This window comes from Vibrio sp. Vb1980 (assembly GCF_033338615.1).
Taxonomy (GTDB): Bacteria; Pseudomonadota; Gammaproteobacteria; order Enterobacterales; family Vibrionaceae; genus Vibrio; species Vibrio alginolyticus.
In genome coordinates, this window is record NZ_JAWOSZ010000001.1 from 715039 (window position 1) to 741119 (window position 26081).

26 protein-coding genes and 2 pseudogenes are annotated in these 26081 nt (G+C 43.9%); 15 read left to right on the forward strand and 13 right to left on the reverse strand.

The features are described 5' to 3' along the window. Positions 1–65: 65 nt before the first annotated feature. The 3 genes from yiaY to R7F64_RS03120 all read right to left on the reverse strand — a co-directional run bounded on the left by yiaY (position 66) and on the right by R7F64_RS03120 (position 2360). A complete protein-coding gene (gene yiaY / locus R7F64_RS03110; protein ID WP_005442614.1) occupies positions 66–1214 on the reverse strand; it encodes an L-threonine dehydrogenase in 1149 nt (382 codons plus the stop codon). Positions 1215–1547: 333 nt separating this feature from the next. Continuing rightward, positions 1548–2198, reverse strand: a complete 651-nt coding sequence (gene elbB, locus R7F64_RS03115; RefSeq protein WP_017634378.1) for an isoprenoid biosynthesis glyoxalase ElbB — start codon at positions 2196–2198, stop codon at positions 1548–1550. A 12-nt stretch (positions 2199–2210) separates the two neighbouring features. Next, entirely contained in the window at positions 2211–2360 is a 150-nt protein-coding gene (locus R7F64_RS03120; protein WP_017634379.1) for a hypothetical protein, read from the reverse strand. Between the two features lie 120 nt (positions 2361–2480). On the opposite strand from R7F64_RS03120, the gene yddG reads away from it, so the two are divergent. Next, a complete protein-coding gene (yddG, locus tag R7F64_RS03125) occupies positions 2481–3383 on the forward strand; it encodes an aromatic amino acid DMT transporter YddG (RefSeq protein ID WP_005389394.1) in 903 nt (300 codons plus the stop codon). 151 nt (positions 3384–3534) lie between these two features. On the opposite strand, the gene R7F64_RS03130 is transcribed toward yddG, so the two are convergent. Continuing rightward, positions 3535–4428, reverse strand: coding sequence for a cation diffusion facilitator family transporter (locus R7F64_RS03130; RefSeq protein WP_005389400.1), 894 nt, complete (start codon positions 4426–4428; stop codon positions 3535–3537). Between the two features lie 176 nt (positions 4429–4604). Further along, positions 4605–5483 carry a LysR family transcriptional regulator gene (locus R7F64_RS03135; RefSeq protein ID WP_005375568.1) on the reverse strand — a complete coding sequence of 293 codons (879 nt, stop codon included), beginning with the start codon at positions 5481–5483 and terminating at the stop codon, positions 4605–4607. 171 nt (positions 5484–5654) lie between these two features. On the opposite strand from R7F64_RS03135, the gene R7F64_RS03140 reads away from it, so the two are divergent. Next, entirely contained in the window at positions 5655–6230 is a 576-nt protein-coding gene (locus R7F64_RS03140; RefSeq protein ID WP_017821100.1) for a class I SAM-dependent DNA methyltransferase, read from the forward strand. Between the two features lie 155 nt (positions 6231–6385). Here the strand turns inward: R7F64_RS03140 and R7F64_RS03145 are convergent, their stop codons facing one another. Beyond that, entirely contained in the window at positions 6386–8353 is a 1968-nt protein-coding gene (locus R7F64_RS03145) for an acetoacetate--CoA ligase (RefSeq protein ID WP_318071449.1), read from the reverse strand. Positions 8354–8575: 222 nt separating this feature from the next. Here R7F64_RS03145 and phhA point away from each other — a divergent pair, with 222 nt between their 5' ends. Both phhA and R7F64_RS03155 read left to right on the forward strand, forming a co-directional pair. After that, a complete protein-coding gene (gene phhA / locus R7F64_RS03150) occupies positions 8576–9370 on the forward strand; it encodes a phenylalanine 4-monooxygenase (protein ID WP_318071450.1) in 795 nt (264 codons plus the stop codon). Further along, positions 9360–9698: a 4a-hydroxytetrahydrobiopterin dehydratase gene (locus R7F64_RS03155; protein ID WP_104976512.1), complete on the forward strand. Its 339-nt coding sequence runs from the start codon at positions 9360–9362 to the stop codon at positions 9696–9698. The genes phhA and R7F64_RS03155 overlap by 11 nt, the downstream gene beginning before the upstream one ends. Before the next feature lie 71 nt (positions 9699–9769). On the opposite strand, the gene R7F64_RS03160 is transcribed toward R7F64_RS03155, so the two are convergent. Then, positions 9770–11539 carry a choice-of-anchor I family protein gene (locus tag R7F64_RS03160; RefSeq protein WP_318071451.1) on the reverse strand — a complete coding sequence of 590 codons (1770 nt, stop codon included), beginning with the start codon at positions 11537–11539 and terminating at the stop codon, positions 9770–9772. A 199-nt stretch (positions 11540–11738) separates the two neighbouring features. Here R7F64_RS03160 and R7F64_RS03165 point away from each other — a divergent pair, with 199 nt between their 5' ends. Further along, positions 11739–12083, forward strand: a complete 345-nt coding sequence (locus tag R7F64_RS03165) for a HopJ type III effector protein (RefSeq protein ID WP_017634382.1) — start codon at positions 11739–11741, stop codon at positions 12081–12083. Between the two features lie 38 nt (positions 12084–12121). On the opposite strand, the gene R7F64_RS03170 is transcribed toward R7F64_RS03165, so the two are convergent. After that, positions 12122–12430, reverse strand: a complete 309-nt coding sequence (locus R7F64_RS03170; protein WP_080276966.1) for a cysteine-rich CWC family protein — start codon at positions 12428–12430, stop codon at positions 12122–12124. A 144-nt stretch (positions 12431–12574) separates the two neighbouring features. Between R7F64_RS03170 and R7F64_RS03175 the strand changes: the two genes are divergently transcribed. From R7F64_RS03175 to R7F64_RS03200, 5 genes and pseudogenes are all read left to right on the forward strand, one after another. Next, entirely contained in the window at positions 12575–12790 is a 216-nt protein-coding gene (locus tag R7F64_RS03175; RefSeq protein ID WP_005375557.1) for a DUF3820 family protein, read from the forward strand. A gap of 40 nt (positions 12791–12830) precedes the next feature. Beyond that, on the forward strand, positions 12831–13076 hold the full coding sequence (locus R7F64_RS03180) for a hypothetical protein (protein ID WP_213910309.1): 246 nt from the start codon (positions 12831–12833) through the stop codon (positions 13074–13076). 320 nt (positions 13077–13396) lie between these two features. Then, positions 13397–14307 (forward strand): annotated as a pseudogene (locus R7F64_RS24495) (hypothetical protein). Continuing rightward, positions 14297–14767, forward strand: coding sequence for a hypothetical protein (locus R7F64_RS03195; protein ID WP_318071452.1), 471 nt, complete (start codon positions 14297–14299; stop codon positions 14765–14767). The pseudogene R7F64_RS24495 and the gene R7F64_RS03195 overlap by 11 nt, the downstream one beginning before the upstream one ends. A gap of 393 nt (positions 14768–15160) precedes the next feature. Next, positions 15161–16411, forward strand: a complete 1251-nt coding sequence (locus R7F64_RS03200; protein WP_104980805.1) for a DEAD/DEAH box helicase — start codon at positions 15161–15163, stop codon at positions 16409–16411. A gap of 151 nt (positions 16412–16562) precedes the next feature. Here R7F64_RS03200 and R7F64_RS03205 read toward each other — a convergent pair whose 3' ends face one another. Continuing rightward, the gene (locus R7F64_RS03205) at positions 16563–16979 is read right to left on the reverse strand and encodes a VF530 family DNA-binding protein (protein WP_005375544.1); all 417 of its coding nucleotides are present in this window, start codon (positions 16977–16979) and stop codon (positions 16563–16565) included. Between the two features lie 418 nt (positions 16980–17397). On the opposite strand from R7F64_RS03205, the gene R7F64_RS03210 reads away from it, so the two are divergent. Further along, positions 17398–18855 carry a DUF3360 domain-containing protein gene (locus R7F64_RS03210; RefSeq protein ID WP_318071453.1) on the forward strand — a complete coding sequence of 486 codons (1458 nt, stop codon included), beginning with the start codon at positions 17398–17400 and terminating at the stop codon, positions 18853–18855. Positions 18856–18984: 129 nt separating this feature from the next. Here R7F64_RS03210 and trpB read toward each other — a convergent pair whose 3' ends face one another. The 4 genes and pseudogenes from trpB to R7F64_RS03230 all read right to left on the reverse strand — a co-directional run bounded on the left by trpB (position 18985) and on the right by R7F64_RS03230 (position 22044). Beyond that, on the reverse strand, positions 18985–20208 hold the full coding sequence (gene trpB, locus R7F64_RS03215; protein WP_318071454.1) for a tryptophan synthase subunit beta: 1224 nt from the start codon (positions 20206–20208) through the stop codon (positions 18985–18987). A 400-nt stretch (positions 20209–20608) separates the two neighbouring features. After that, a pseudogene (locus R7F64_RS03220) lies at positions 20609–20917 on the reverse strand (S1 RNA-binding domain-containing protein); the annotation flags it as partial. Positions 20918–21276: 359 nt separating this feature from the next. Further along, the gene (locus tag R7F64_RS03225) at positions 21277–21489 is read right to left on the reverse strand and encodes a cold-shock protein (RefSeq protein ID WP_005375644.1); all 213 of its coding nucleotides are present in this window, start codon (positions 21487–21489) and stop codon (positions 21277–21279) included. A gap of 306 nt (positions 21490–21795) precedes the next feature. After that, the gene (locus R7F64_RS03230) at positions 21796–22044 is read right to left on the reverse strand and encodes a hypothetical protein (RefSeq protein ID WP_005375646.1); all 249 of its coding nucleotides are present in this window, start codon (positions 22042–22044) and stop codon (positions 21796–21798) included. Between the two features lie 288 nt (positions 22045–22332). On the opposite strand from R7F64_RS03230, the gene pcp reads away from it, so the two are divergent. The 4 genes from pcp (at position 22333) to R7F64_RS03250 (ending at position 25946) form a co-directional block, all read left to right on the forward strand. After that, complete coding sequence (pcp, locus tag R7F64_RS03235) at positions 22333–22971, forward strand: pyroglutamyl-peptidase I (protein ID WP_318071455.1); 639 nt, start codon at positions 22333–22335, stop codon at positions 22969–22971. Between the two features lie 198 nt (positions 22972–23169). Beyond that, positions 23170–23433 carry a hypothetical protein gene (locus tag R7F64_RS03240; protein WP_115386714.1) on the forward strand — a complete coding sequence of 88 codons (264 nt, stop codon included), beginning with the start codon at positions 23170–23172 and terminating at the stop codon, positions 23431–23433. Between the two features lie 63 nt (positions 23434–23496). Then, the gene (locus R7F64_RS03245) at positions 23497–24483 is read left to right on the forward strand and encodes a GTP-binding protein (protein ID WP_318071456.1); all 987 of its coding nucleotides are present in this window, start codon (positions 23497–23499) and stop codon (positions 24481–24483) included. A gap of 170 nt (positions 24484–24653) precedes the next feature. Then, positions 24654–25946: a DEAD/DEAH box helicase gene (locus R7F64_RS03250; protein ID WP_025768979.1), complete on the forward strand. Its 1293-nt coding sequence runs from the start codon at positions 24654–24656 to the stop codon at positions 25944–25946. Positions 25947–26081 lie beyond the last annotated feature (135 nt).

Consider the following 26081-nt stretch of genomic DNA (forward strand, 5'->3'; position numbering starts at 1 on the left):
GTAAAAAATCCCCGATACGAGATCGGGGATTGAATTAAGGCTAGAGAATTGTTTATGTAGCGAGATTACATCGCTTCTTCGAAGATCTTAGAAATTTCTTCGTGAGTTGCTTGTTTAGGGTTAGTGAAACCACAAGCGTCTTTCAGTGCGTTGTCTGCTAGTGTTGGGATGTCTTCTAGTTTCGCACCAAGCTCTTTAATACCTGCTGGGATACCCACATCTTTCGCTAGAGTAACGATAGCGTCGATTGCTGCCGCTGCACCCGCTTCAGCAGACATGCCCTCTACGTTTACGCCCATTGCTTTCGCTACATCACGTAGACGCTCAGGACATACTTGCGCGTTATAGCGCTGTACGTGAGGTAGAAGAATCGCGTTACAAACACCGTGTGGAAGGTCGTAGAAACCACCTAGCTGGTGTGCCATTGCGTGTACGTAACCTAGAGACGCGTTGTTGAATGCCATACCCGCCATGAACTGTGCGTATGCCATTTGTTCACGAGCTTCTAGATCTTCACCGTTTTTCACTGCTGTGCGTAGGTACGCTTGGATAAGCTCAATCGCTTTGATTGCTACCGCATCAGTGATTGGTGTTGCCGCGATAGATACGTAAGCTTCAATCGCGTGAGTTAGGGCATCCATACCTGTTGCCGCAGTTAGCGAAGCAGGTTTAGCGAGCATTAGCTCTGGATCGTTTACCGAGATAAGCGGTGTTGTGTGCTTATCAACGATAGCCATCTTAATGTGACGCTCTTCGTCAGTGATGATGCAGAAACGCGTCATTTCCGATGCAGTACCTGCCGTCGTGTTGATCGCGATAAGTGGCATCATTGGTTTTGCAGATTGGTCTACGCCTTCGTAATCTGCGATTTTGCCGCCGTTAGAAGCAACAAGCGCGATACCTTTCGCACAGTCGTGTGGTGAACCACCACCTAGAGAGATAACGAAGTCACATTCGTTATCAGTAAGAAGTGCTAAGCCGTCGTTAACGTTGCTGATAGTTGGATTTGGTTGAGTGCCATCAAACACAACGGTTGCTACATCGCGCTCAGTGAGAAGGTCTTGAACTTGTTTGACTACACCGATTTGGTTAAGGATCTTATCCGTAACGATCAAACCTTTTTTAAAGCCTTGAGATTGGATGCTGTCTGCTGCGTCTTTCAAACAACCAGCGCCCATTAGGTTTACCGTAGGGATAAAAAATGCACTTGTCATATTGGATAGCTCCGTCGTTATTTTTAATAATCTTTCTTAATTTGCCATTTACTGTCGCACATTCGTTTCCAGATTGAAGTTGATCTAAAGCAAGTTTACCCACTTAGAGGTACTTGCAAGAGAAAAACTGTGACAGTGATCTTGTTGCACTGCGTATAAGTGCAACACTGATATAAAGTAGAACAAATATGAAACTATGGACGCAAACGATTGGCAGAAATTGACTTCTGACGCGGATATATCTCTAAATTCGACTAAAGTATAAAAAATCCCCATTAATAACTTAATTATCAATGGGGATAGGGAAGTGTTTTATAAGCTAACTACTAATAATTAAGCTATTTTAATCAGTTTTGATACTAACTTTTCGATACCTGAAGCCGCTTGAGAGATATTTTCTGCCAACATGTAAGCAGGGGTTGAAAGTACGAGGTGTTTTTCATCAAAAACGATGTCTTCGACAGGGCACGTGGTGTGTTCACCGCCCATTTGATTAAATGCTATTGAGACTGCCTCATCGTTGCCTACCGTTCCTTTCACGCCTTGCTCATAAATCATCGGAATAATGACAGGAGAAATACACAGATAGCCAGCTGGTTTTTTCGCATTAGCAAACGCGCGACAAGCTTGAGCTACGTGTGTGTTAATGGAGCACTCTGCACCTGAAACGGCGAAGTCGGTTAAGTTTTTCGCAGCACCAAATCCACCTGGAAGCAGTAGGGCATCGTATTCATCAACGTTAAGTTTGGCAACATCGTCAATGTTTCCGCGTGCGATACGAGCTGATTCGATCAAGACGTTACGGGTTTCATCCATTTCGTCACCAGTTAGGTGATTGATGACATGGAGTTGGTCAATGTTAGGTGCAAAGCAGTGCCAAGTTGCCCCTGCTTTCTCGATGGCGTAGAGCGCCAACACTGCTTCGTGGATCTCAGAACCGTCGTAAACGCCTGAACCACTTAAAATGACTGCGACTTTTTTCATGTTTGGATTCCTTTACTCTGAACGTTCCTTAGATTGCTCTTCGCTATCTAGACCATGCGTTTCCGAATGTGTTTTAACGTTTTCACTCTCGTTGTCATCTTCATCATAGTAGCGCACAACAAAGGGTGTAAGCATAACACTAGAGGGCAGAAAATGTTTCATATCGACTCCAACGGCTTAATAGAATGATTTTTATACTGATTTTTATAAAACAGTACGTTGAACCTGATCATTTTTGAGTTAAGCTGACGTTTCCTTTGGCATTCGTGAGTGGTAGGTCACATGAAATCAGTGCAATTTCGTTTCACACTTTATGGTTGTATCGCGATTCTCTCTTGGAGTTGTCTGCTTGGCATCGCGAGGTTGGTTACGGAGAGTTTAGGTCCTGTAGGCGGGGCAGCCATGTTGTACTCTCTTAGCTCTGTTTTCCTTCTTATCGTGGTCGGTATTCCAAAGTTGTCTTACTTTTCTCCCAAGTATCTTGCGCTTGGTGGTGCGATGTTCGTCTGCTATGAAATATTTCTCGCTCTATCTTTGGGATATTCCAACTCGCGCGCGCAGGCAATTGAGGTGTCGATTGTCAACTACCTTTGGCCCGCACTGACGGTTTTATTTGCGGTCCTTGGCAGCAATAAAAAAACAAACTGGTTGCTTTATCCCGCAGTTACGCTGGCGTTTGTTGGGGTTGCTTGGACTGTGAGCGGTGAGAATGGCTTATCCATAACTCAGATCATGTCCAATGTTAGTAGTAACCCTCTGGTGTATTTTATGGCTTTCGCTGGCGCGGTTATATGGGCTTTTTATTGCAACTTAACCCAAAGGCAGCAATCTAAACATAATGCGATTACCCTGTTTTTCATTGCAACAGCTGTTTCGCTTTGGGTCAAATATGCGTTTACGGATGAGCCACCAATGACATTCAGTTGGGAAGCGATGGGGTACTTAGTGGCTTCTGCGGCTTTAATGGCTGGTGGTTATGGTTTATGGAATATCGCGATCGTTGGCGGCAATATGGTTTTTCTCGCCACCTTGTCTTACTTCACGCCCATTTTTTCCGCTTTATTTTCTTCCATTATTCTTGGCGTAACTCTGAGCCATAGTTTTTGGCAGGGCGTTGTGATGGTAACGGTGGGCTCGCTGATGTGTTGGTTAGTCACCAAAGAGAAGCGCGAAGCGGCTGGGTAAGTTACCAACGAGATCAGAGAATTTAAGTGAGCAACGAACAGATCTCCCTTGCGAGCTGTATTCGAATACGAAGCAACTAAATCGAAAAAATTAAAAAAGCTCCCGAGATTGGGAGCTTTTTATTGAGTTTTAACGGCTCTTTGGTGGCGCTCTAATAAGCGACGTTCAAGTGTAGTTGAAGCTTGAATCTGTGCTTCGACAGTCGCTTGATAAGCTGCTTACGAGTGTGCTCTAGTGTATCAAGCTCCAATGTGTCGTCATCAATATGTACGTCCACATTTACTCGTAGCTCTTGGCCCACCTTCGTTACGCCAGCCAGTTTCAATTGATGCTCAGTCACTTTTTCAATCTCAAGAACATCTTTGCCAACGCTCTGACACAGCTCTTTGCTTGGTGTCATCATTAGTAGTTCACGTAGGGCACCTACTAGCATATCGAACGGTACTTTGAGGAAGTAAAAGCCCATTAAAACCATCATCATGGGGTCGGCATATACTGCATACTCAGAAAATGGCGTTAGTGAAACAGCCCAAGCCGAGATAAATCCTACGGTCACCGCCACACTCAACAAAGTATCCATTTGCCACTGTTTTTTCTCCGCTTCAATCAAGCCTGATGAGAAGCGGCGGCTGCGTTTCGCCATAAACCACCAAGCGTAACCACAGCCGATAACATTCACGATGCCGAATAAGGTCGCAATAGAAGCATCGACCTCGCGACCTCCAGACATCAATGCTGATATCGCAGAGTAGAGAGAGAAGCTTACAACCACTAAAATGACGGCTGCTTTTATCGCAATAACGATTGGTTCTAAGACCGCTTTTCCAAATGGGAATACAGATTTTGAAGGTTTGTTAATATAGTAAGAAGCGGCCAGTGACAATAAAGTTAACAGTAAGCTGACCAAAGAGTAAACACCGTCAAACACGATGACAATTGAGCCTACAAGCAAGCCAAGTACCATACCACCAGCAGCGAACCCAGATGCCAAAAGGGCTGAAATGGTTAGAATACGGTTTTCGTTTTTGCTTGTCCTGTCACACATAAAAGATGCCTTTGAATTTTAATACCTTACTATTCTTCGCTCATAAGGTAATTTAGGCAACCACAAAGTGACCAGTAACTAATCTAAAAAATTGCGCTTTTATTTATGTTCTTATAAAACAACGGCTTACTGTGGTTTTTTGGTGTCAGTAAAATTGACGCTCACTGATAAAATGTTTAGAAGTCAAATAAATACTCGCTCAATTTATCTGCTAACCACGTCATTGCAGGATGCTCAGTATGGCCGTTAGGTGAAAACATACAGTAGTCTTCTTGCGTCAATCCGTATGTGTGTTTGATAACGGCGAGCTTCTGCTGACGAAGGTAATGGCGGATTAATGGTTCAGGAAGCACGCCCCAAGCGTCTTCTTCTAAGATGGTGTTCAGCATGTAGTCAAAACTCGAAAAACCAATATATCGAGTCGAGAAAGGTTGCAGTTCAGGGTTGTCTTTCTCATTTAGGTACACCATTAGTGCTTGCATCTGACTACGTAGATCTTCGTCTGAGACACGGCGCATCTTACTTAGGCGGTGTTCTACACTGCATACTGACATCATACGTATCTTACCTAAAGGGTTATATACGATACGAGGATCGTCTACTCGCTCATAATCAACGCCGAAAGCAAAATCTACTTGGTGGGTACTGACCAAGTTGGCTAAGTCGCCACTGGATGCCAAGATTAAGTTGAAGGTTGTTGAAGGAAAGCGGTTATTCAATGTATGAGATAATTCTTGCCAGAGATCATCAGGTAAGGAGTCGTCACGTGCTACCCAAACTTCCGCGTTAAACCCTTCCGAGATTTGAGCGCAGGTCTTTCTGACCCGTTGTGCGATGATAAGTAGGTGTTCGCAATCTTTGTAAATGGCTTTCCCAGCTTCAGAGAGGGTGAGCTGGTTGCCAGTTCGGTTAAACAATTCAACGTCGAGATCTTTCTCTAATGCCTTAATCGACATGCTGAGTTTGGTGCGATTGCAGTCGAGTTGCCTTGCCGCTTCAGAAACAGAACCACACTCAGCGATGGTGCAGAAGGCTTCTACTTGAGTTAAGTTCATGATTTGACACAACCAATAAATGAATTCAAATAATTTGGGTATTATGCAGATGCGCTCCCAAAGCCATGAAAGATTATCGAAAAAAACGCGAATCCGCCAGATAAGTCTATGGTCTTTTAACGGTTTTGCGGTAATCTATGTGGGTTACAAAAAGTGAACATGGAGGCCACGATGGCACAAGATTGGGACGGCTTAGCAAAAAACTGGGAATCAAATCCAGCAACAGAGCAATTTGCGCAGTCGGTGTTTGAGCAGTTACAACAGCTAACTCAGCTTGATGGCATTAAAGTACTAGATTTTGGATGCGGAACAGGGCAGTTAAGTCAACGATTGTCACCGATGGTTAAAGACATCGTAGCATTAGACGCATCGGAAGCCATGATTGAGGAACTCGATAAAAAAGAGCTCGTCAACGTAGAACCTGTGGTAGATGCATTATCTCGCGGCTTGGTTGCTCAGCACCCTGCGTTTCGTGGACAGTTCGACTTGGTGGTTGCATCATCAGTTTTAGCGTTCGTGGAAGACTTAGACGCGTCATTAACGATCTCGCATTCTCTACTTAACCACGGCGGCTATTTTGTTCATTTTGATTGGATTGCAGAATGTGAACAAGACGGTTTTACCCTTGCGAAGTCTGAGCGTGCACTGAAAGAAGCGGGTTTTACTGAAGTTGAATCGCAACACGTTTTTGACATTACATCTGATGGTAAAACAATGTCGGTATTAATGGGGCTTGGTCGTCGCTAATACCGCTGAATAAAGAACAAAAATTGACAAAAGCGAGCTAACAAGCTCGCTTTTTTCTTATCTGCTGAGGGTATGTGTAACTTCACTTGCTCTAAACAAGTCGTCGTGGTGCAGGCAAGGACATACTCGAACAACTAAGTCTTCGGAGGTTATTTTTAGACGATTATTCTGCTTATCTCCTCCAGCACTTCAGGGTTGGCTATTGCGCCTAAATTTTCGACGTTTCGGTTGTTAACGACTTGCTTAACGGCTAACTCGACCAGCTTTCCTGAGCGTGTCTTAGGTATATCGCTTATTGCGTAAATCGCACTAGGTACATGCCTTGGAGAACATGCAGACTTTAGCTGTGCTTTGATGGAAGCGATCATCTCGTCATTGAGCTCTACCCCTTTGACTAATTGGACAAACAGCCATATTTGTTCGTTGCGATCGACTTCTTTTCCTACTGCGATCGAATCTAGAATACCGTCTATACAGTTCACTTGCTGATAGATTTCGGCCGTGCCGATTCTTACGCCACCGGGATTCAACGTGGTATCACTTCGACCATAAAACACGTATCCCCCAACGCGAGTCTGTTCAACATCATCGCCGTGGTGCCAAATATTGTCGAACTTATCCCAATAAGCGCGATGATATCTCTCACCGGTGTCGTTCCAAAAGCCAGCAGGGAAGTTGGGTAATGAATTGGCACAAACCAACTCACCGCGCTCTCCCATTACGCTATTACCTTGTGGGTTAAAGACTCGGACATCGACCCCTAACCCTGCTGATTGGCACTCTCCCCGATAAACGGGAGAAATAGGGTTGCCTAATACAAAGCAGCCACAAATGTCTGTTCCGCCAGAAATCGAGGCGAGGTGTACATCTTCTTTAATGTGCTGATAGACATAATCAAACTGTTCTGGATACAGAACAGAGCCAGTCGAACAAATGGTTTTCAGACTTGAAATTGCATCACTTTTCTGCGGAGAAAAAGATGCTTTTTCCAGCGCCTCTAGGTATTTTGCTGAGGTTCCAAATAGCGTCACTTCGGCTTGTTCTGCGAGGTCCCAGAGCACATTATGAGTGGGGTAAACAGGGCTACCATCAAAAATCACCAAACATGCACCGCTCGCGAGTGAAGAAACGTGCCAGTTCCACATCATCCAGCCGCAGGTTGTGTAGTAAAACACTCTGTCGTTCGGTTGAATATCGCAATGCAGTTGATGCTCTTTCAAGTGATTAAGCACCGTTCCGCCGACGGAATGAACGATGCATTTCGGTTTGCCTGTTGTGCCTGAAGAATAAAGCACAAATAGCGGATCGTTAAAATTCACACGAGTAAAAGTCAGCGCTTCGGGTGTGTATTGATTCAAGACGTTTTGCCAATCTTGGGTGCAGACATCGCATTCAAAAATGTGTGGTTTAAGGTAGCTAATTTGGCAAACTTGTTTAAGACCATCAAGATGATCCGCAATATGCTGGTTTTTCTCAGACATATCGAAAGTTTTGCCATTGAATGTATAGCCATCACAAGTAAACAGGATTTTGGGTTTCACTTGACCAAAGCGCTCCAAAACGCTTTCGACGCCAAAATCAGGTGAGGTGGAAGTCCAGGTCGCCCCTAAACTGGTGGTTGCTAGCATAGCTATCACCGTTTGAGGTAGGTGAGGTAAATAACCAGCGACGACATCACCTTGCTTAATTCCACATTCTTTCAACCATTGCTGCACACTCGAAACTTCTTCGCACAATTGTTTCCAGGTGTAGGTCTGTTTTTCTTCACGTTCATTTTCAAACCAAATCGCGAGATCATCGGGTTGGTGACACGCGTAGGTTAGCAAATTTTCGGCGTAGTTAATTTGCGCGTTTGGGAACCATTTTATATCCCTATTTTCAACAGGTTGCTGCCAGCGACTTTCTGCTCGCTCTTTTATGGTCTCTCCCTGAGTACCAATGACGTCGCAGAATAGCCAAACTTCCTGCCAAAATTTTTCTGCATGATCGAGTGACCATTGATGCAGATCAGCGAAGCTTTCAAGGGTATTTCCTTGTCGATTAATGTGTTCAATAAACTGTGTAATGTTGGCTTCTTCGATACGACTTTCGCTCGGTTGCCATACTTTGCTGCTCTCGCGCATAGGTCCCTCTATAACAAAGTGATAACAGGTTTTAGTTTGAGAGGAATACACGATAAAGTCAAACAAGCCAGATATTATATCGTGTCATAAAAATCATGCAGTTACGATGAGTTGTAAACAATATGTTACATCGGGATGATGCTGAGAAAATCGCGCAGGGATTGGAAGCTCTTAAGACTACAGATAGGCTTAATGTAAAGGATTTGTTAATGGAGATGAGCCATGACCCAGTATCGTTCTAAACCCGTAAACCAGGAAGGCAGGGTTGAATGGAGCCGTGAAGAAGACGCGATTTGGCGAGATTTGGTAACACGACAAATGGGTGTGATCCAAAACAGAGCTTGTGAGGCTTATTTACACGGTTTGACGCTGCTTGATTTACCTCAAGACCGCGTTCCTCAGTTACCAGAAATTAATCGTGTCTTGATGGAGACAACAGGTTGGCAAGTGGAGCCCGTTCCCGCGCTTATTGATTTCGACCGATTTTTTAATCTACTCGGTAATAAGCGCTTTCCAGTCGCCACATTCTTGCGTACAAGAGATGAGTTCGATTACTTACAGGAGCCAGATTTCTTCCACGAAATATTTGGTCATTGCGCGATGTTAACCAACCCAGACTTTGCTGCATTTACCGAGCATTATGGTCAACTAGGGCAAGCCGTTACCCCAAAACAAAGAGCCTATCTCGCTCGCCTCTACTGGTTTACCGTAGAGTTTGGCTTGGTGAAAGAAGGGGACAAAACCAAAATTTACGGTGGTGGTATTCTTTCATCTCCTGGCGAAACCCTCTACGCATTAGAGAGTGATGTAGCAATTCGCGACCCATTTGAATTACAAACAGTGCTGAGAACGCCTTATCGTATCGACATCATGCAACCGAAGTATTACGTGATTGATGACTTTTCTCAGCTTTTTAAAATCAGTCAGTTAAATTTATTGAAACAAGCCGATCTAGCGATTGAAGCTGGACTGCTTCCTCCACTTTTTGAACCAAAGGAACCTGCTCATGTTGAATGAACAAAAATGCGAAGCTTGTAGTATCGATGCCATTGCACTAAGCAAAGAAGAACAACAATCTCTGCTGCTGCAATTGTCTGATTGGCAGATCATTGAAAGAGAAGATATACCTCAACTAGAAAAGGTGTATAAATTTAAGAACTTCAAACAAGCATGGGCTTTCAGTAACAAAATCGCGGAACTGGCAGAAGATGAGTTCCACCATCCTTCTATTTTGTTGGAATGGGGTAAGGTTACCGTAACGTGGTGGAGTCACTCTATCAAAGGTCTGCATAAAAACGATTTTATCTGCGCATCAAAGTGTGACGCGCTAGTATCGGCAGAGTAGGACATTACCTCATACAAAAAAACGCCCGGCTTACGTCGGGCGTTTTGGTTCTAAATGACTTTTACATTACTTTATAGATTGATTCGGAAGACGGATGTCGTGCCCGATACCTCATTGCCAACGGCGATAAAATGACCACCATTACGGGTAAAGTAATTAATGGATTCTGGGCCTAAATCGCCTGCTTTTGGATTGTATGTGTCGTTCATGCATTCGCCATCTTCGACTTCTGTACATACTGGCTGATTGTAATCACGGCGGTTTACGTAATGCATAAACTGCGCTTGTTTCGGGTCTGTGATGTCATAAATCATGATACCGCCTTGACGCTCCAAGCCGATAAACGCGTAATGACGACCGTTAATTTGTGCTACTTCAATCGCCTCTGGCTCAATACCTTTATCATCACTTCGGTCATCCCCACTACTATTGTTATCGTTGGTGCTGTTGAAGTTCTTGCCTTCATTCAGCAGCGCGATAGTCGCGAAATCGTCACCACTATCGAAGACCAACTTGCCGTTTTCATCCCAAATCGAGAATGAACGCGCGCCAAATGATTGAACATTCTCTTGTGCAGAAAGCGTTTGTTCCGGCTTAATCACTTTTAAACGCGCGAGTTGTTTGTTGTCTTTTAGTGCCTCTGCCAATGGGTGTTCTGCTGCCACTTTCAGCTTCTTACCGCGCACTTCATCAATATGGCTTAAACAGGTTCCTTGCTCAGATGTATATTCATCTGTACCGAGGTAATCGTCTTCATCCCACATAAAGCCAGCTTTGTCGCACAGTTCTTGAGTGGTTTTGAATCCGTACTCACGCCCGTCGCCTTCATTTGCCGATACGATGTAAGTACTCCCATTCACTGAGTAGCTGTCGATGGTGTCAGGCATAAATAAGCCAACCAGTTGTGGGTAGCTTTTCAAGTTCCCAATGATTTTGTCTTTGTTGGATGCATCGAGTTTAGCGCCCGACCAAGACTTCTCACCCAAGCCAACAATTCGCTCTACTGATTTGCTCTCTGGATTGACGATTGCCATGGCGTTATTTTCTTGTAGCGCGACATAGATTTTGCCGTTATCTGCAAAAGTGAGGTATTCCGGCTCTAGATCTTGTGCGATGGTGGCGTTTGCCCCCGAAATACGCACATTCTTTGGAAGCTCTGCTTTTCGTGAATCATCAAATTCGTTAAAGCCAATTTGTGACACTTCTGCTTGAGTAACACCAAGGCTCAGATCGATCAAAGTGATACTACCTTCAGGGTCAATGCTGTAATCGCTGTTTGGTTCTCCTTCATTAGCGGTTGCGATGTATCGGCCATCTTTCGAGAAGCCAACCATGTCTGGCAATGCGCCTGTTGGAAACGTCATGACTAATGACAAATCGTCGGAGCGGTACAAGCCAACAATACCATTCGCTTGTTTATTACTGTTTTCAATCGCAACAGCTACCAAACCATTGAATACAGCGACACTGTTTGCTGCGCCAATTTCAATGCCCGCTGCTTCGCCAGCGCTGTTGAGATCAATGAATGCGCTTTGCGTTGGTACGCCGTTGTCATCCATAGAAAGTACATCGATACGTTTTGCTTGAGCATTCACCACATAGAGCTTATCTGTACAGGCGTCATAACTCACGATTTCAGCTGCCGATGTATCGAATGGAGCATCAGCAACGGATGTCCCGATAAACGTTAACCCTTGAATTGAAGTTTCCCCAGTAACGGGCGCAGTGGTAGGTTTGCATTGTGTAGCGAATGAAGCCACGGTATCTTCGGGTTGTGATGAACACGCGATGGCAAGTGATGACAATGCGAGTGCACCGATTGCCTTTAAAGGGGTGATCATGATATCTCCTTATCAATCCGATAGGTTGTCAATCAGCATGGGTTTTATGCTGCTGTCCATTTCCGCAACTGGAATGATAGAGCGCTGAATGACGTGTGATTTGGTAAGGCTCTGAATATATGTATGATTGATGACTCTTATATTGGCTTTTTATGAAACTAATGTGTCATCAATATGATGAAGTAGGGATAGAGGAATAATGGAATTAAAATCGTTTTTAGATTTATTGGCAGCGTCACCAGAGCAGGTCGAATTTGAAGCAACGATGGCGGTGATCGAAGATAACTATACGTTTGAGCCAACCGCTTTTGTAAATGGTGAGACACAAAACAATGCAGGCGAGAACAACGGTTCGTGTAAGATCTTCGCTTTCGGTTTGCTAAACAACCTAGACAAAGAAGCGACGCTAGCCTGCTTTGGCCGTTTTTATCGTGAAGATGTATTGCAGTATCCAGAGAACAGCGATCACCAGAATATTCGTAATTTTATGGTGACAGGGTGGGAAGGCATTAAGTTTGAAGCGTCCGCTTTAACCGCTAAATAAACACCAGTCAGAAAACGATGATCAGTAAGCCAGTCGTATTACGCGACTGGCTTTTTTTCTAGACATTTTCGGCACAAACACAGCTGGTTGGCGCTTGGCTTGGGTAAATCACGGGTTTCTATAGTAAAGCACCAGCATGTCTCTTTGCCTGCGGCGATATCACAATGGGCTTGAGTCCCGCACTCAGGACAACTGTGCGTTGAATCTTCTCCTGCGATTTGTTCGATAATCGCATCTCGTTGGAGATCGGTTTTGTCTTTCCATTGGATGATTTCATCCATCGTTCGGTGACAACCAGAGCATATTCCGGCGTTATTTTTACATGCAGCTCGACAAGGTGACTTCATTGCTTTCTCGTTCTCATTTTTTATGCCGCGTACTCTAGCATAAAGCGAGTCAAGGCCGCCAAAAATAAACGTGACTGCGATTTGCTGGTGAGGAGGGAGAACCAGTGTTACCCTTGGACGAGTTACCTTAACTCTCTGTCACTTATGTTAGAAAAAGAAAACCTCATTAAACTCGCTAGAATGCAAATGCCATTTGGGAAATATGCAGGGCGAGTGTTAATCGACCTGCCTGAAGAATACTTACTGTGGTTTGATAAAAAGGGCTGGCCAAGCGGCGAGCTAGGGGATTTGCTCAAGCTATGTTTAGCGCTCAAAATTGAAGGCTTAGATAGTGTCGTGAAGCCTTTGAAGCGTATGTAACTAGCCACAGAAACTCCCACTCTTAATGAAAAGACTTATTATGAATTTTGATATCGATGCACTGAAACATCACCAATTGGTCGAAGATGGTAAACTAGAGGGATGTTACATTCATCAGCCAGCTCAAGGTAGCCAACACAATGACAAAGCTGTTTTGGCAGAGCGCCAAGCGTTGGAAAAGTTGGGATATAAGGTAATACAGCTTAAAGCTAAAAGCGGGACAACAACGTTTGCCGAGGCGATGCAAAAGCTTGCGAAGGAAACTGGTCACCTGCCTAAGGAGTAAGTGAGTGTAACCTGCCACAGCCTTACAAGTTCTCCCACCAGACTATTTTTTCATTCAAAAGAGCCAGACCGTTAGGCTAACTCTTTATTGCCCCAAAAAAGAACTGGAATAAATACTCTACAAAATTTGGTTTGTACGTTTTACCCTACGAAAAGTTATCCGATTGAATGTAACTCAACACTATTGAGCCTTCATTGTGCTTGTTTGATTAGTCAAACTGCCTATTTAATTGGTTAAATCATCATGCAATCTTGTTGGGGATGATAAATCACTGAAAATATTGTTATTATCCTTTTTATTTATCAGTAAAACCGACTCCCATGAGATATGAATCCTCTCCTGTAGCCCCAGAAGAAAGACAAGAAACCACTAGAGAACGAGCAGCACGTCAACGCTGAGAACGTCAGGAAGAGCTGAGATCTACCGCGAGCGATGAGAAACGATGGGCTGAAAATAGAGAGCGCGTTCTTGCTGAACGCAAAGCGGTCCAACAAGCTTACGACCTAACAGAAAAAGAATGGAACGATGATTTACAAAAGCAAGCTAAAGAATATCAGTGGGACACCTCTCAACAAGAGAACGTGAGTATTGCGGTACTGACTGTTGAAGAAGGTAACGAGTATTTAGACTTGCTCATCAAAGACTCGCATGGACAACTTTCGAACGGCAAGGACTACACTGGCGTAGGCATGGGGCTTAAAGGCGCTTATGAGGTCGCTAAAGAGCTTGGCGGTTGGGGGCAACCGCTAAAGCTGTCAATATCAATGGTGTAATGAATATTGTGGTTGAGAACTACAAGCCTAAATATTTAGACCTAGGTATCCGTTGGCAAGAAGCAACACCACAAATGCTTAAAATTGGTCATGCTCTAAATACTGTTCAAGGCAATGTCAGTTTCTTGAAAGGCAACATCTATGTTGAACTTGTGTTTAGTGGTGCGGTTAATGCGGTTGACTACATTCTACATGATGAAAAAACGCTAGGTGAAGTGGTCGGCCAATTTACAGCGGATATATCTAAGGGCATTGCCGCAGGAGTTATCGCTCAAGGAATAACTATTCTGGGAGTCGCAACATTAAGTACGGTACTTGTTGTGCCAACCGCTCTAACACTTGGTATTTTCGCTGTTACTGCGTTTATTGTAGGAAAGGAAATATCTAAACTAGATGACCAATTTAAATTCACGGAACCGATGAAGAATCAAGTAGAGAAAACTATTAATGATTTCTAATGAAAAATTTAACCGAAGACTAAAGATAAAGCGTTGGCTTAAAGTGATGGCTAGTTGGCCTCTTATGGTTTTTATGGTGTGGTTGAGCTACAGCTCAATTAATGAGTTAATTAGCATTAACAACTCAATCGGTATCTTTCCTAAAGTAAAACTAGCAGGTTTAGTGAACAATGTTGCTTCTTTTGTAGGCCTTCTAATATTTGGTTTTATAGCGATCATTCCCATAGCTATGCTACACAGGTCAACAGAACTATTACTAAAAGTACCATTTTCGACAAAAACAGGGCTATATTCTATAGCGATAATAGTATTAAGTTCTATTGCCTCTGCCATATGGTTAGATAACAACACGAGAGAAAAAATAAAGCAATATGACTATATTGAATGTACTTCTGAACAAGAACTTACATTAAAATCCTCAAGTCGGACGTATGTTTTAGACCCTAGTTCGTGCGATTAAATCATCTTTCAAGCTCTTGGCACAAGCACCCTGCTAGCGTATGTACATGTCATGCGCTAGCTCTCAATACTTGAAGTTATCCATTAGTTGCTAATATTCTATTTGTCGTAACGCATTTTTGTCCAATTATAAGCTATAGGGTTTTCTCAAGCTGTATTTTGCTTTACAGGAGTCAGAGTGCCTGGCTCCTTTTCCCTTTGCTTGTCGCGAACGCTACCATCTTGGTCGTAGAGTATTGGTTATCGAAACCATTAACTCATGTTAGTGAAAGGAAATTCCTGAACTCTATAGTGCTTCTTTCACCAATCTTCTGTTTGGGCCATTATCTCTAACATCCAGACGCGAAATAGCATAAGATACACGGCCTTTACTAGCACTGAGCCACTCATCGTAATGACAGATAAAACACAGCAAGCGACATTTGCCGATCTTGGCCTGATTCCAACATTAGTCGAGCGACTAGAAGCGTTGGAATACAGCCAACCGACGCCCATTCAATCCCGTTCTATTCCTGATATCCTTGAAGGGAAAGATATTATTGGTGGTGCCAATACGGGGTCTGGTAAAACCGCTGCTTTTTCGCTGCCAATCTTGCAAAAAATTGTTCAGCAAGACGGATCAAACAATCGCCGTGGCAACTTCGTTTCCCACCTGATTTTAGTACCAACTCGTGAGTTGGCATCACAGGTGGCATACAACGTCAAATCTTACTCATACCATCTTCGAGATAAGATCAAAACGGTTGCCGTATTTGGTGGTGTATCGGTGAACCCACAAATGCTAGCGCTTCGCGGTGGCTGTGACATTATCGTAGCTACGCCGGGTCGATTACTTGATCTGGTATCCAGTAACGCGATTAAGTTGAACCAAGTAGAAACGCTCGTCCTTGACGAAGCCGACCGAATGTTGAGCCTCGGATTTACCGAAGAACTGAATAAGATTCTTGCGTTACTACCAGAGAAGAAACAGACGCTGTTATTTTCTGCTACTTTCCCTGATAAAGTCACGACGCTGGCTCAGCAGTTGCTCCGCGACCCTGTTGAAGTTCAGTTGCAGAGCGCAGAAGCCAGCACTTTGGTGCAGCGCGTGTTTAGTGTAAATAAAGGTGAGAAGACGGCGGTACTCGCGCACTTAATCAAACAGCATCAGTGGCGACAGACTTTGATTTTTGTGAATGCTAAGAATGCCTGTAATCATTTAGCTCAAAAGTTGTCAAAACGCGGTATTACCGCTGAAGTTTTCCATGGTGATAAAGGGCAGGGCGCTCGTACTCGTGTCCTTGACGGTTTTAAGTCTGGCGAGATTCAAGTTCTTATTGCCACCGATATCGCAGCACGCGGCCTTGATATAGAAAAACTTCCAGTGGTGATTAACTTCGATCTTCCGCGTAGCCCTGCTGATTATATGCATCGAATCGGTCGTAGTGGTCGTGCTGGTGAAGTAGGTTTAGGGTTATCTCTTATCGATTACGACGACTACCACCATTTCAAAGTGATAGAAAAGAAAAATAAGTTCCAACTTGAACGCGAGCAGGTAGTCGGTTTTGAAGTGGAAGACGATCAGAGTGAAGCCTACTTTTTACCAATGAAGCCGCGAGCGAAGCCGGCAGGTACGGGTAAAAAGAAGAAAAAGCGTAATCAATAGAAAACGTAAACTACATGTGAGTTTACTTACGGGAGTTGTTAGAGAAAAGGAATGCTCACTAGCTTGAGTCTTCGCTTCTAGCCATTCCTTTAAAGAACAATAGAGCCCTGCTGGAGCTACCAGTAGGGCTCTATTGCTTTTCAAGATAGTGTTATTGGCGACGAGCAGGGCGTCCGCGAGGTGAACGCTTTTTAAATGCAGACGCTGCTTTGGCTTGTGACTTAAGAATAGAGTCAACGGTTAGCGGCATTGGCTCTTTAGGTTCAAGGCCATGAGGGAAGGTACGAGCTCTTGGTGGTAAGTTGTATTCTTCTTCGCTCGCGCGTGGCATGCGCTTAAAGCGATAAAGGTAAAAGTTTTCTAATTTTTCTCTCGCCCATTCGGTTTTCTTTAAATACTTCACGCTACTTGCAATCGAAGGCTTAGTGTTAAAGCAATTAAAACGCATTGCTGTATCTAGAATGTCCCAGCCGTAAAAATCCACTAACTCTTGCAACATAGTCTCTAGCTTTAATCCGTGCAGTGGATTGTTCTGTTGCAGCTCGATTCTCTCTTCGTCAGTCATCATTTTTAAGGGCCTTACTCATTAAAGGGCGGAGTTTAACAAAGTATACAATGTAGAGATATCGATAGTTACTTTGCGATGGATGCGAGCACAGTGCTCTCTACCTTGAAAGTATAAATCGGAATTGGCCGCTCTACTTGGCTCTCTGCTCAAAAATGACTCTTAAAAGTTCAAGCGTCCCAGCTCGATGTTAAATTATTGTGTAATAAGTGAGATTTTTGTTGTTCTTTTACTAATGTCTAATATTCCTACCCATAGCAACACATGCTTAATAAGCTCAAAATCAAAATTGGTTCATGCCGCTTTCTTAGTATGGCCTAGAAGTTTGATGTGGGTGTTGTCTCGTATTGGTCGAAGGCCTGTCTACCAAGCGAAACTCTAGTTGACGTAGTTCAACGTTGAAACATAAAAGGATGACTCAATGTGTGACAAAAGTAAGACTTTTTACAGGGATGTGCGCAAAAAACCGCATGAATTTGAAAACCGAGAAGACTTTCTAAATCATGATTTAACCGTCATGAGTTTCCGTCGCTGGGGAATTCATTTGCCCTCACGTGATTACAGTATTGAAATCGAAGACTGGGTACCGGCATTAGCAGCAACCATTGGTAAAGTGGTTATGGTCACTGCCATGGTTTCCGCTTTTGCTGCTCAGTTTGGTTTATCTCCGGAATTCATTGCAGAAAACGTGCGTTACGAATTACTTATCGCTGGAGCCCTGTTCGTCATCCTGTTTTCTGCCATCCTAAACCCGAATGCAAACTTAGCGGGAACCCATGGCCCAATGATACCGCTGATTCCTATGATTGCAGCTGCAGGAGGGCACCCTCTCGCGCTAGGTTTGATGGTATGTGTTTTTGGGTTAATTCTCGCCTTAACCAAAGGTGGCTCTAAACTCATGACTCTGACTGGTATCGGGGTTCGAGGAGGGTTGTTGATCTACCTTGGTGCCGTTGGGTTGCTCGGGCAAATTAATAAGACGGAAGCGTGGGCTGCAAGTACGGACCAAGGTTACATTTCGTTTGTGGTCATAGGCCTAACCGTTATGGTTTACGCTTACTTAGCCAAGATCAATAAACGTTGGCTCGCTATCCCATTGTGCTCTGCACTCGCGGGTATTGTTGCTTATTTGATGGGCGCTGAGTTTGCCTTTACCACAGAACCGGGCCTGCCTAATTTCAGTCCATTCTACTGGTGGGGGGAAGATACAGGCTGGCAGTTAGGCTGGCCAACCCTAGAGCACTTTATTGCCGTGACTCCATTTGCTCTATTGGCAGTCGCTATGTGGTCCCCTGATTATCTCGGCCATCGTGTGTTTCAAGAACTTAACTACCCAAAAGAAGCGAAAGGTGTACTCATGGATGTCGACGACACGATGGTCGGAGCATCTGTTCGTCAGGGGGTTGGCTCACTCTTAGGGGGCGGAAACCTAGCTTCTTCTTGGGGAACGTACATGATTCCTGCCGCAATTGCCAAGCGTCCTATTCCAGGTGGCGCTCTGTTGACGGGTTTCATGTGTATTGCGGCGGCGGTAATTGGCTACCCAATGGATCTAGCAATGTGGGAGCCTGTTCTGCGCGTTGCTTTGATTGTGGGTGTATTCTTACCACTTCTTGAAGCGGGTATGCAGATGATCCATAAACATAAAGATTCACTCAGTGCCGGTATCTGTATTTTTGCCTGTGCATTCGTTAATCCAGTCTTCGGTTGGGCAATCACGATGCTGCTGGATAATCTCGGGCTTATCGGCGACCATGAGCGTGCTAACGAACTATCGCGCAAAGATAAATATCTGATTCCTGGCACTGCGTTTATCGTTTGTGCAGGCTCCCTTGCTATTGTTGGTCAGCTTCCAGGCATTCCAGCTCTTATCGGTTAATCGAATTATGCTTTAAAGCATAGTGAGAGCAGCGAGTAAAGGGACTTGCTTCTTAAAATAGTAGACAAAACAAAAAGCTATCTAGTACCAGGTAGCTTTTTGCATATAGGGTTAGGTTACGGAGTTAGGCTATATGAGTGACTCAATACCGTATTTTGCGCCGTAGTGTTCAACGACAAAATCAATGTCTTTGTCACCACGGCCTGATAGGTTGATCAAAATCGAGCCGGTTTCTCCTTGCTTCGCGAGTTTAATCGCGTAAGCGACAGCGTGTGAGGATTCAATAGCAGGAATTATTCCCTCTTCACGAGACAGCTCAAAGAATGCATCAATCGCTTCGTCATCGGTGATTGAGCCGTAATTGACACGGCCAATGTCTTTTAAGTAACTATGCTGAGGCCCAACCGATGGGTAATCCAAGCCACTTGCTACAGAATAGACTTCCTGTGGTTCGCCTTGCTCATCTTTAAGCATGTAAGACTTAAATCCGTGCATGATACCTGGTTCACCGAGTGTGAGTGTTGCAGCATGCTCTCCAACCTTTTGCAAAGAGCGGCCCGCAGGTTCAACGCCGTGAATGGCGACTTGTTCATCCTCTAAGAAAGCAGTAAATAGCCCCATCGCGTTAGAACCACCTCCAACGCATGCGACGAGATTATTGGGTAACTTGCCGGTCATTTCTTTGAATTGAACTCGTGCTTCGTTACCGATAATTGATTGGAAATCTCTCACCATTTTAGGGAATGGGTGAGGGCCAACGACAGAGCCTATCGCATAAAGTTGTGTATCAGGATCTTTCAGATAAGCTTCGAATGCAGAATCTACCGCTTCTTTGAGGGTTTTGCGCCCATGAGTGGCAGGAATGACATTAGCACCAAGGATTCTCATGCGGACGACATTCGGATGTTCTTTGGCGATATCAACTTCACCCATGTAAATGTCGCATTTCAAGCCAACCAATGCCGCGGCTGTAGCAAGCGCAACACCGTGTTGTCCTGCGCCAGTTTCTGCAATTAGTTTCTTCTTACCCATCTTTTTAGCGAGAATGGCTTCTCCTAAGCAGTGGTTAATTTTATGTGCGCCAGTATGGTTTAAGTCTTCGCGCTTTAGGTAGATGTCTGCTCCGTATTTTTTAGACAAGTTTTCCGCATGGAAGATTGGGCTAGGTCGTCCAACAAAGTGCTTATACAGACGAGCGAGTTCCGCTTTAAATTCAGGATCTTTGCAGCATTCCTCATAAGCTGCGTTGATGTCATGCATGATTTGTTCAAGCTCAGGTGGAACAAAGCTACCACCGTATTCACCAAAGTATCCTTCTTCGTTGGGCATAGTGAGATCAAACGAGTTTTTCATTATTTACATCCTAGTTAACGAAAGTATTGATACTTTTATACCCAAAATTTAGAAGTGGTTGTGTGATCAGTTGCTTAAATCAGAGTTCGCGATCTAGTGCACTAGTTAAAAAGTACAGCTTGTGTAGGGGATAATAGTTGTGATGTAGAATCAGGTGGTGTGAATAGGTGCAAAAAAGCCTCGAGAGATCCTAGGCTGTCATAAGAACCTCTCGAGGCAAACAGAGTGCTGGAAATACACTCTGCGATGGTGTCTGGAAACAAAAATTAGATTCGTTTCCTTTGTCAGATATTAGGGTTTTAGAATGAGTCGATGTCAGCGAAATGTCACAAGTTAATTGCGGTATTAAAAGCTTATTTTTTATTTTTGATTAATGGATTAGAAAGTAACCTAAAACAGGCTAACCTACCGCGTGTTCCGCATCTTTTAAGTTGAACATGATCTTTCTTTGTTTCGAATCGACGTCTTTAACCAATACGTGCACTTTAGTCCCTAAAGTAAACGTGGTGCTCTGGCTAGAAATTTTTTGTTTGACTGCATCAAATTCGAACTCTCCATTTTGAAAACTTGATAAAGGAATGAGACCTTCGATCCGGTTTTCCTCTAACTCAACAAATACTCCGAAGTGTGTGACTCCAGACACCGTCCCCATGAAGTGTTGCCCGATAAATGGCTTCATGTAATGACATTTCAGTGCAAACTCAATCTCTCAGCTAGGGATAATGTGCTCGTAATTATTAGAATTTATTGATTGAGCAGATATATTTAATTTCATTTTTTCTCTTATATTCGCCAATCGCTTTTATTTTATAAACTTTATTTTTATGAGCAAAGCATGAGGCGAAGTGATTCAGATATGAATGAGATTAATTTAGTTCCAAACTGGAATTGCAAGGTAGACTGTGTGATTACCTAAAGATGTATACCAAAGTGACTTTATTGAAAGTGATTAATGATGGTGTGGGAGAGGTAAGTGATTTGGGTATATAAACTCAGATAGAGAATAGTAAGGGCAGTAATAAGTGGAAGGGGATTGTGGCACCAACAACATTGATGCCACACAAAGAATTACAGTGCAGTTACTTCAGCTGCTTGTAAACCTTTGTTACCTTGTTCAACAACGAACGATACTTTTTGGCCTTCAGTAAGAGTTTTGAAGCCTTCAGAAACAATAGAACGGAAGTGAACGAATACGTCATCACCGCCATTGTCTTGAGAAATAAAACCAAAACCTTTAGTTTCGTTGAACCATTTTACTGAACCAGTTAATTTATTAGACATAGATACCTCTATATTTGATTGTTTTAAATATTGAATTTTTAGCTAATATCAAGTGCTACTATATGATTTTAGAGATAACTATTTTGTCGCAGGAACGTAAACGAGGAATTCGATGTGGAACTGAGAGAAACTTTGATCTTTAATTACATTAATAGCTCTTTCCGTAAGAGCTGATGTGCAGTATACCGACAAAATTAATAAAGGCTAGCCTTTTCTTTTTTATTTTTTGAGTACACCAAGCGCATTGCTTTCAAAGCATACGCTTGGTGTATAAGACGGCGTGATGTTATAGGTGGCGTCGAGCGCTTAGTGTTTTCTGGTTGGGCCGTTACGAACGATGTCTTTACCATTGTCATATACGTGCTGCGAAACCCAGCGGCCAAGGAGCAATTGGTGCTTTTCTCCTAATACGGCAACAAATGGACGGCCATCGGTATTAGAGGTGGCTAGCGCAACGCCAGTGACACCTTCAAGGCCCAGAGCGCCGCTTTCTACTAAATGCAGAAATGCCTCTAACTCTTCAATCGTTTCGATTACATGGTTATCAATATTCATTGTATTCAATCTCTTCGAATTGCATTGCGGTCGCGTACTCTACCTAAGTTAAGCGTGGAAACCAAGTTTCTGCGTGAGTCATGTAATAAGAGAGCTTCGCCCTGCCATTAATCATCGATAGTTAGTCTCGATAGTCCGGAACTTGCCTAGATTTAATAAGTCTGAAAACACTCTCTGGTTAGACATGAGTCACATAATGTTGTCTGGTTTATCTCATCAATACTTTTGCTATTGGATGGGGGGAAGGGGAGTGCAATAATTTGTAAAACTCTTTTCCTAAAGGCTGTTATGAAGAAAGTCCTGATTACCGGTTTTGAACCTTTTGGTGGTGACGCCATTAACCCCGCCTTAGAAGCGGTCAAGCAATTAGAGGCTGCGGCCATAAAAGGCGGTGTGATAGTTACTTGCCCAGTCCCCGTAGTTCGATATGACTCGGTGAAAGTCGTTATTGAAGCAATAGAAGCGCACCAGCCAGACTGTGTAATTACTGTAGGTCAAGCGGCCGGGCGTAGCGCGATAACCCCAGAGCGTGTCGCAATTAATGTCGATGATTTTCGTATTCCAGATAACGCTGGTCATCAGCCGATTGATGAACCCGTGGTGGCTGATGGTCCTGATGCTTACTTCTCGACACTACCGATAAAGCGTGTTGTGCAAACGTTGCAAACGCAGGGTATACCTAGCCAGATTTCCAACAGTGCTGGAACATTTGTATGTAACCATCTCTTTTATGGGATCCAACATTACTTGAAAGACAATCCGATTCGTCACGGGTTTGTTCATATTCCATTATTGCCAGAACAAGCAGCAGATGGCAGTCAGCCTTCTATGTCTTTGGACATGATCGTCGAAGGGCTAAGGCTGGTGGCGCAAGTTTGTATTGCCAATGATAGCGATATCCTGGTAAGCGGTGGAACGATTTGCTAGTAAGTGTTTTAAAATCCAGTAAGTGTCTGAAAGATAATAATAAGCTCGTCGTTTGATGTTGTAGTAAATGTTAGCTTTGTCAAATTTCACAAGTAGCGAAAGGAGTAGCATTGAATAGTCAGGTTGGATGTTGTTCAAACTGACATTCCTCTAGTACAGGAGGTGTTAGGGGGCTAACTTTACGAAAGGCGAGTTATTATGAAAAGCAACAAAAGTAAGTCAATCGCACTTATCTCTGTCGTTGTTTTCGCGTTGGCTATTGCTGCGCTTAAATTCGAAAACACGCTCGGAGTTCTTCCCATCGTAGTCGCTGTTATCGCGTTTTTTACTTGCGTTATTTATACCAGTAGATACCTGTCTGATATGAAGCGTTCAGAGTTGATAAGTCAACCCAAACAAGCTCGAAAAATGTGTGCCAACGCATCACGCAATGAGCTTGATGAGTGCGATAAAAAGCGTTGAAGCGAGTCACATTCTCCGTATACTTTGCTGGAGCATTAATGCACTAACGTGTCGGAGATAAGCATGTCAAATCGAGTACCAACCAACATACTGACTGGATTTTTGGGTGTCGGTAAAACGACCACGATTTTAAATCTACTGAAGAACAAACCGGAAAAAGAAAACTGGGCGGTTTTGGTCAATGAATTTGGTGAGATTGGCATCGACGGTGCATTGATGACCGACCAAGGCGCGCTGATTAAAGAAGTGCCGGGTGGTTGTATGTGCTGCACTGCGGGTGTGCCGATGTCGGTAGGTATCACAGCATTATTGCGTCAAAAACCGGACCGTTTATTGATTGAGCCGACAGGCCTTGGTCATCCAAAACAGGTTATCGCGACGCTTACCTCACAGCAGTATGAACCTTACGTTGATCTTAAAGCGACGATTGCCTTGGTTGATCCGCGTAACTTAAGTGATGAAAAGTATCTTTCTAACCAAAACTTCGTGGACCAGTTAGACAGTGCAGATGTGGTTATTGGTAGTAAGGTTGACCTATGTTCCAGCCACGACATTGATGTGTTTAATGACTGGGTGACGGACCAATCTCCCTCAAAAGTATTCAGTAAGCTTATTCGTGATGGTGAGTTACCGATAGAAGTCTTGGATATCGAACGGGTTTACGGCAGCGCTTCTTCCCATATCGAGTCACATCATCATGACCATGCTCACCAAGAGCCTCAATTCCAGTTGCCGCCAGGTGAAGCCTTTGTGCGTAAAGAGAACAAAGGGCAAGGGTATTTTAGTTGCGGGTGGTTGTTTGGGGCAGAGTACACGTTTGATTTTGATAAACTCTTCTCAATGCTTTCGGACTTAACGGCGGAACGCGTTAAAGCGGTGGTCAACACGGATCAGGGGTGTTACGCGTTTAATGTTGCCAACCGAGTCGTGTCGGTGAATGAAATCAGCTTAGAAGGGTTTGAATCACGATTAGAAGTGATAGATTCTCAGCTGTTGCCATGGGATGAACTTGAGCAAATTCTCCTTCAGTTGTCTGGCATCAAGCGTTAAATCGAACAAATGTTAAACGGAAACGGTGAGCCAGCAATCTGTCTGCGTTCGCCGTTTTTGCTTTTGTAGCGTTTCAATGAGAAAAGTGAGATAAATCACTCAAATTCGGGTATAGTGCACGGCTAAATTTTTAAAGCTATTTTTAGTGGTTTGTTTAAGGAATACGCTCAATGTCATTTTCATCTCAAGGTTTTGCGCCAGAAGTGGTTAAAGCACTGGCAGAATGCGGTTATGAAAAGTTAACGCCAATTCAACAGAAGGCGATTCCAATGGCTCGCAAAGGCCATGATATTTTCGCTACAGCACAAACAGGTACTGGTAAAACGGCTGCGTTTTCTCTGCCTATGATTCAGCAGCTGCTAGACAGTAACCGTAGCGCTTCTCGTAAGACTGCTCGCGCACTTATCTTGGCTCCAACTCGTGAGCTTGCTGAACAAATTGCTGACAACATCAAAGCTTACACGAAGTACACGAACCTGTCGGTGGCCGCGATTTTCGGTGGCCGTAAAATGTCTTCTCAAGTAACGGCATTAGAAAACGGTGTAGATATCCTAGTGGCTACACCTGGTCGATTGGAAGAGCACATTGAACAAGGTAATGTCTCGGTCGCACACTTAGAGTTTTTAGTGTTTGATGAAGCAGACCGTATCTTGGACATGGGCTTTATTCACGCAGTACGTAAGATCATGCTAGATGTGGATACTGATCCGCAAATTATGATGTTTTCTGCAACGACTTCGAGCCAACTAAATCTGTTAGCAAAAGATATCCTGCGTAAGCCTAAGCGTATTGAAGTTGAGCGAGCGAATACGACAGCACAGACAGTTGCTCACGTGTTATATCCAGTTGATCAAGAGCGAAAAACGGAACTGCTTTCGGAGCTGATTGGTCGTAAGAACTGGAAACAAGTGTTGGTATTTGTGAACTACAAAGAGACCGCAAACGACGTTGTAAAAGAGCTGAAACTTGATGGTATCAAAGCGGTGGTTTGTCATGGTGACCGTGCTCAAAGTGCTCGTCGTCGTGCGTTAGAAGAGTTCAAGTCCGGTAAAGCACGTGTCATGGTGGCTACCGATGTCGCTGCTCGAGGTCTAGATATTGAAGATTTACCTCACGTTGTGAACTATGACATGCCTTTCCTAGCGGAAGATTACGTTCACCGAATTGGCCGTACAGGCCGTGCAGGTAAACAAGGTCATGCCGTTTCATTTGTAAATCGAGATGAAGAGCTCACGGTTGTTCAGGTTGAAAATCTAATCCAGCAACGCATTCGCCGTATTGAGCTTGCAGGCTATGAACCAAAACAGCGTGAATCTTACATTGAAAAGCTGCACTCAAAACCAGCGTTTAAGAATCGTCAAGGTCGTCGTAATAACCCGAACCAGTCGGCAACAGACCAAGGGTCGGCAGAGCGTCGTCTTGCTATGGTGAAGCGCCTGAAAGCGCGTCGTGGCGCAAAGTAAATTACATCCGTTTTAGATGAAAAGAGCCCCTCAATATAGGGGCTTTTTTTGTTTTGTCTGTGCCGTCCTAAATAAGGTTGACACTTTCCACCCCCAAAATTGGAGAGTGTTATGAAATCAACAACTAAAAGAACT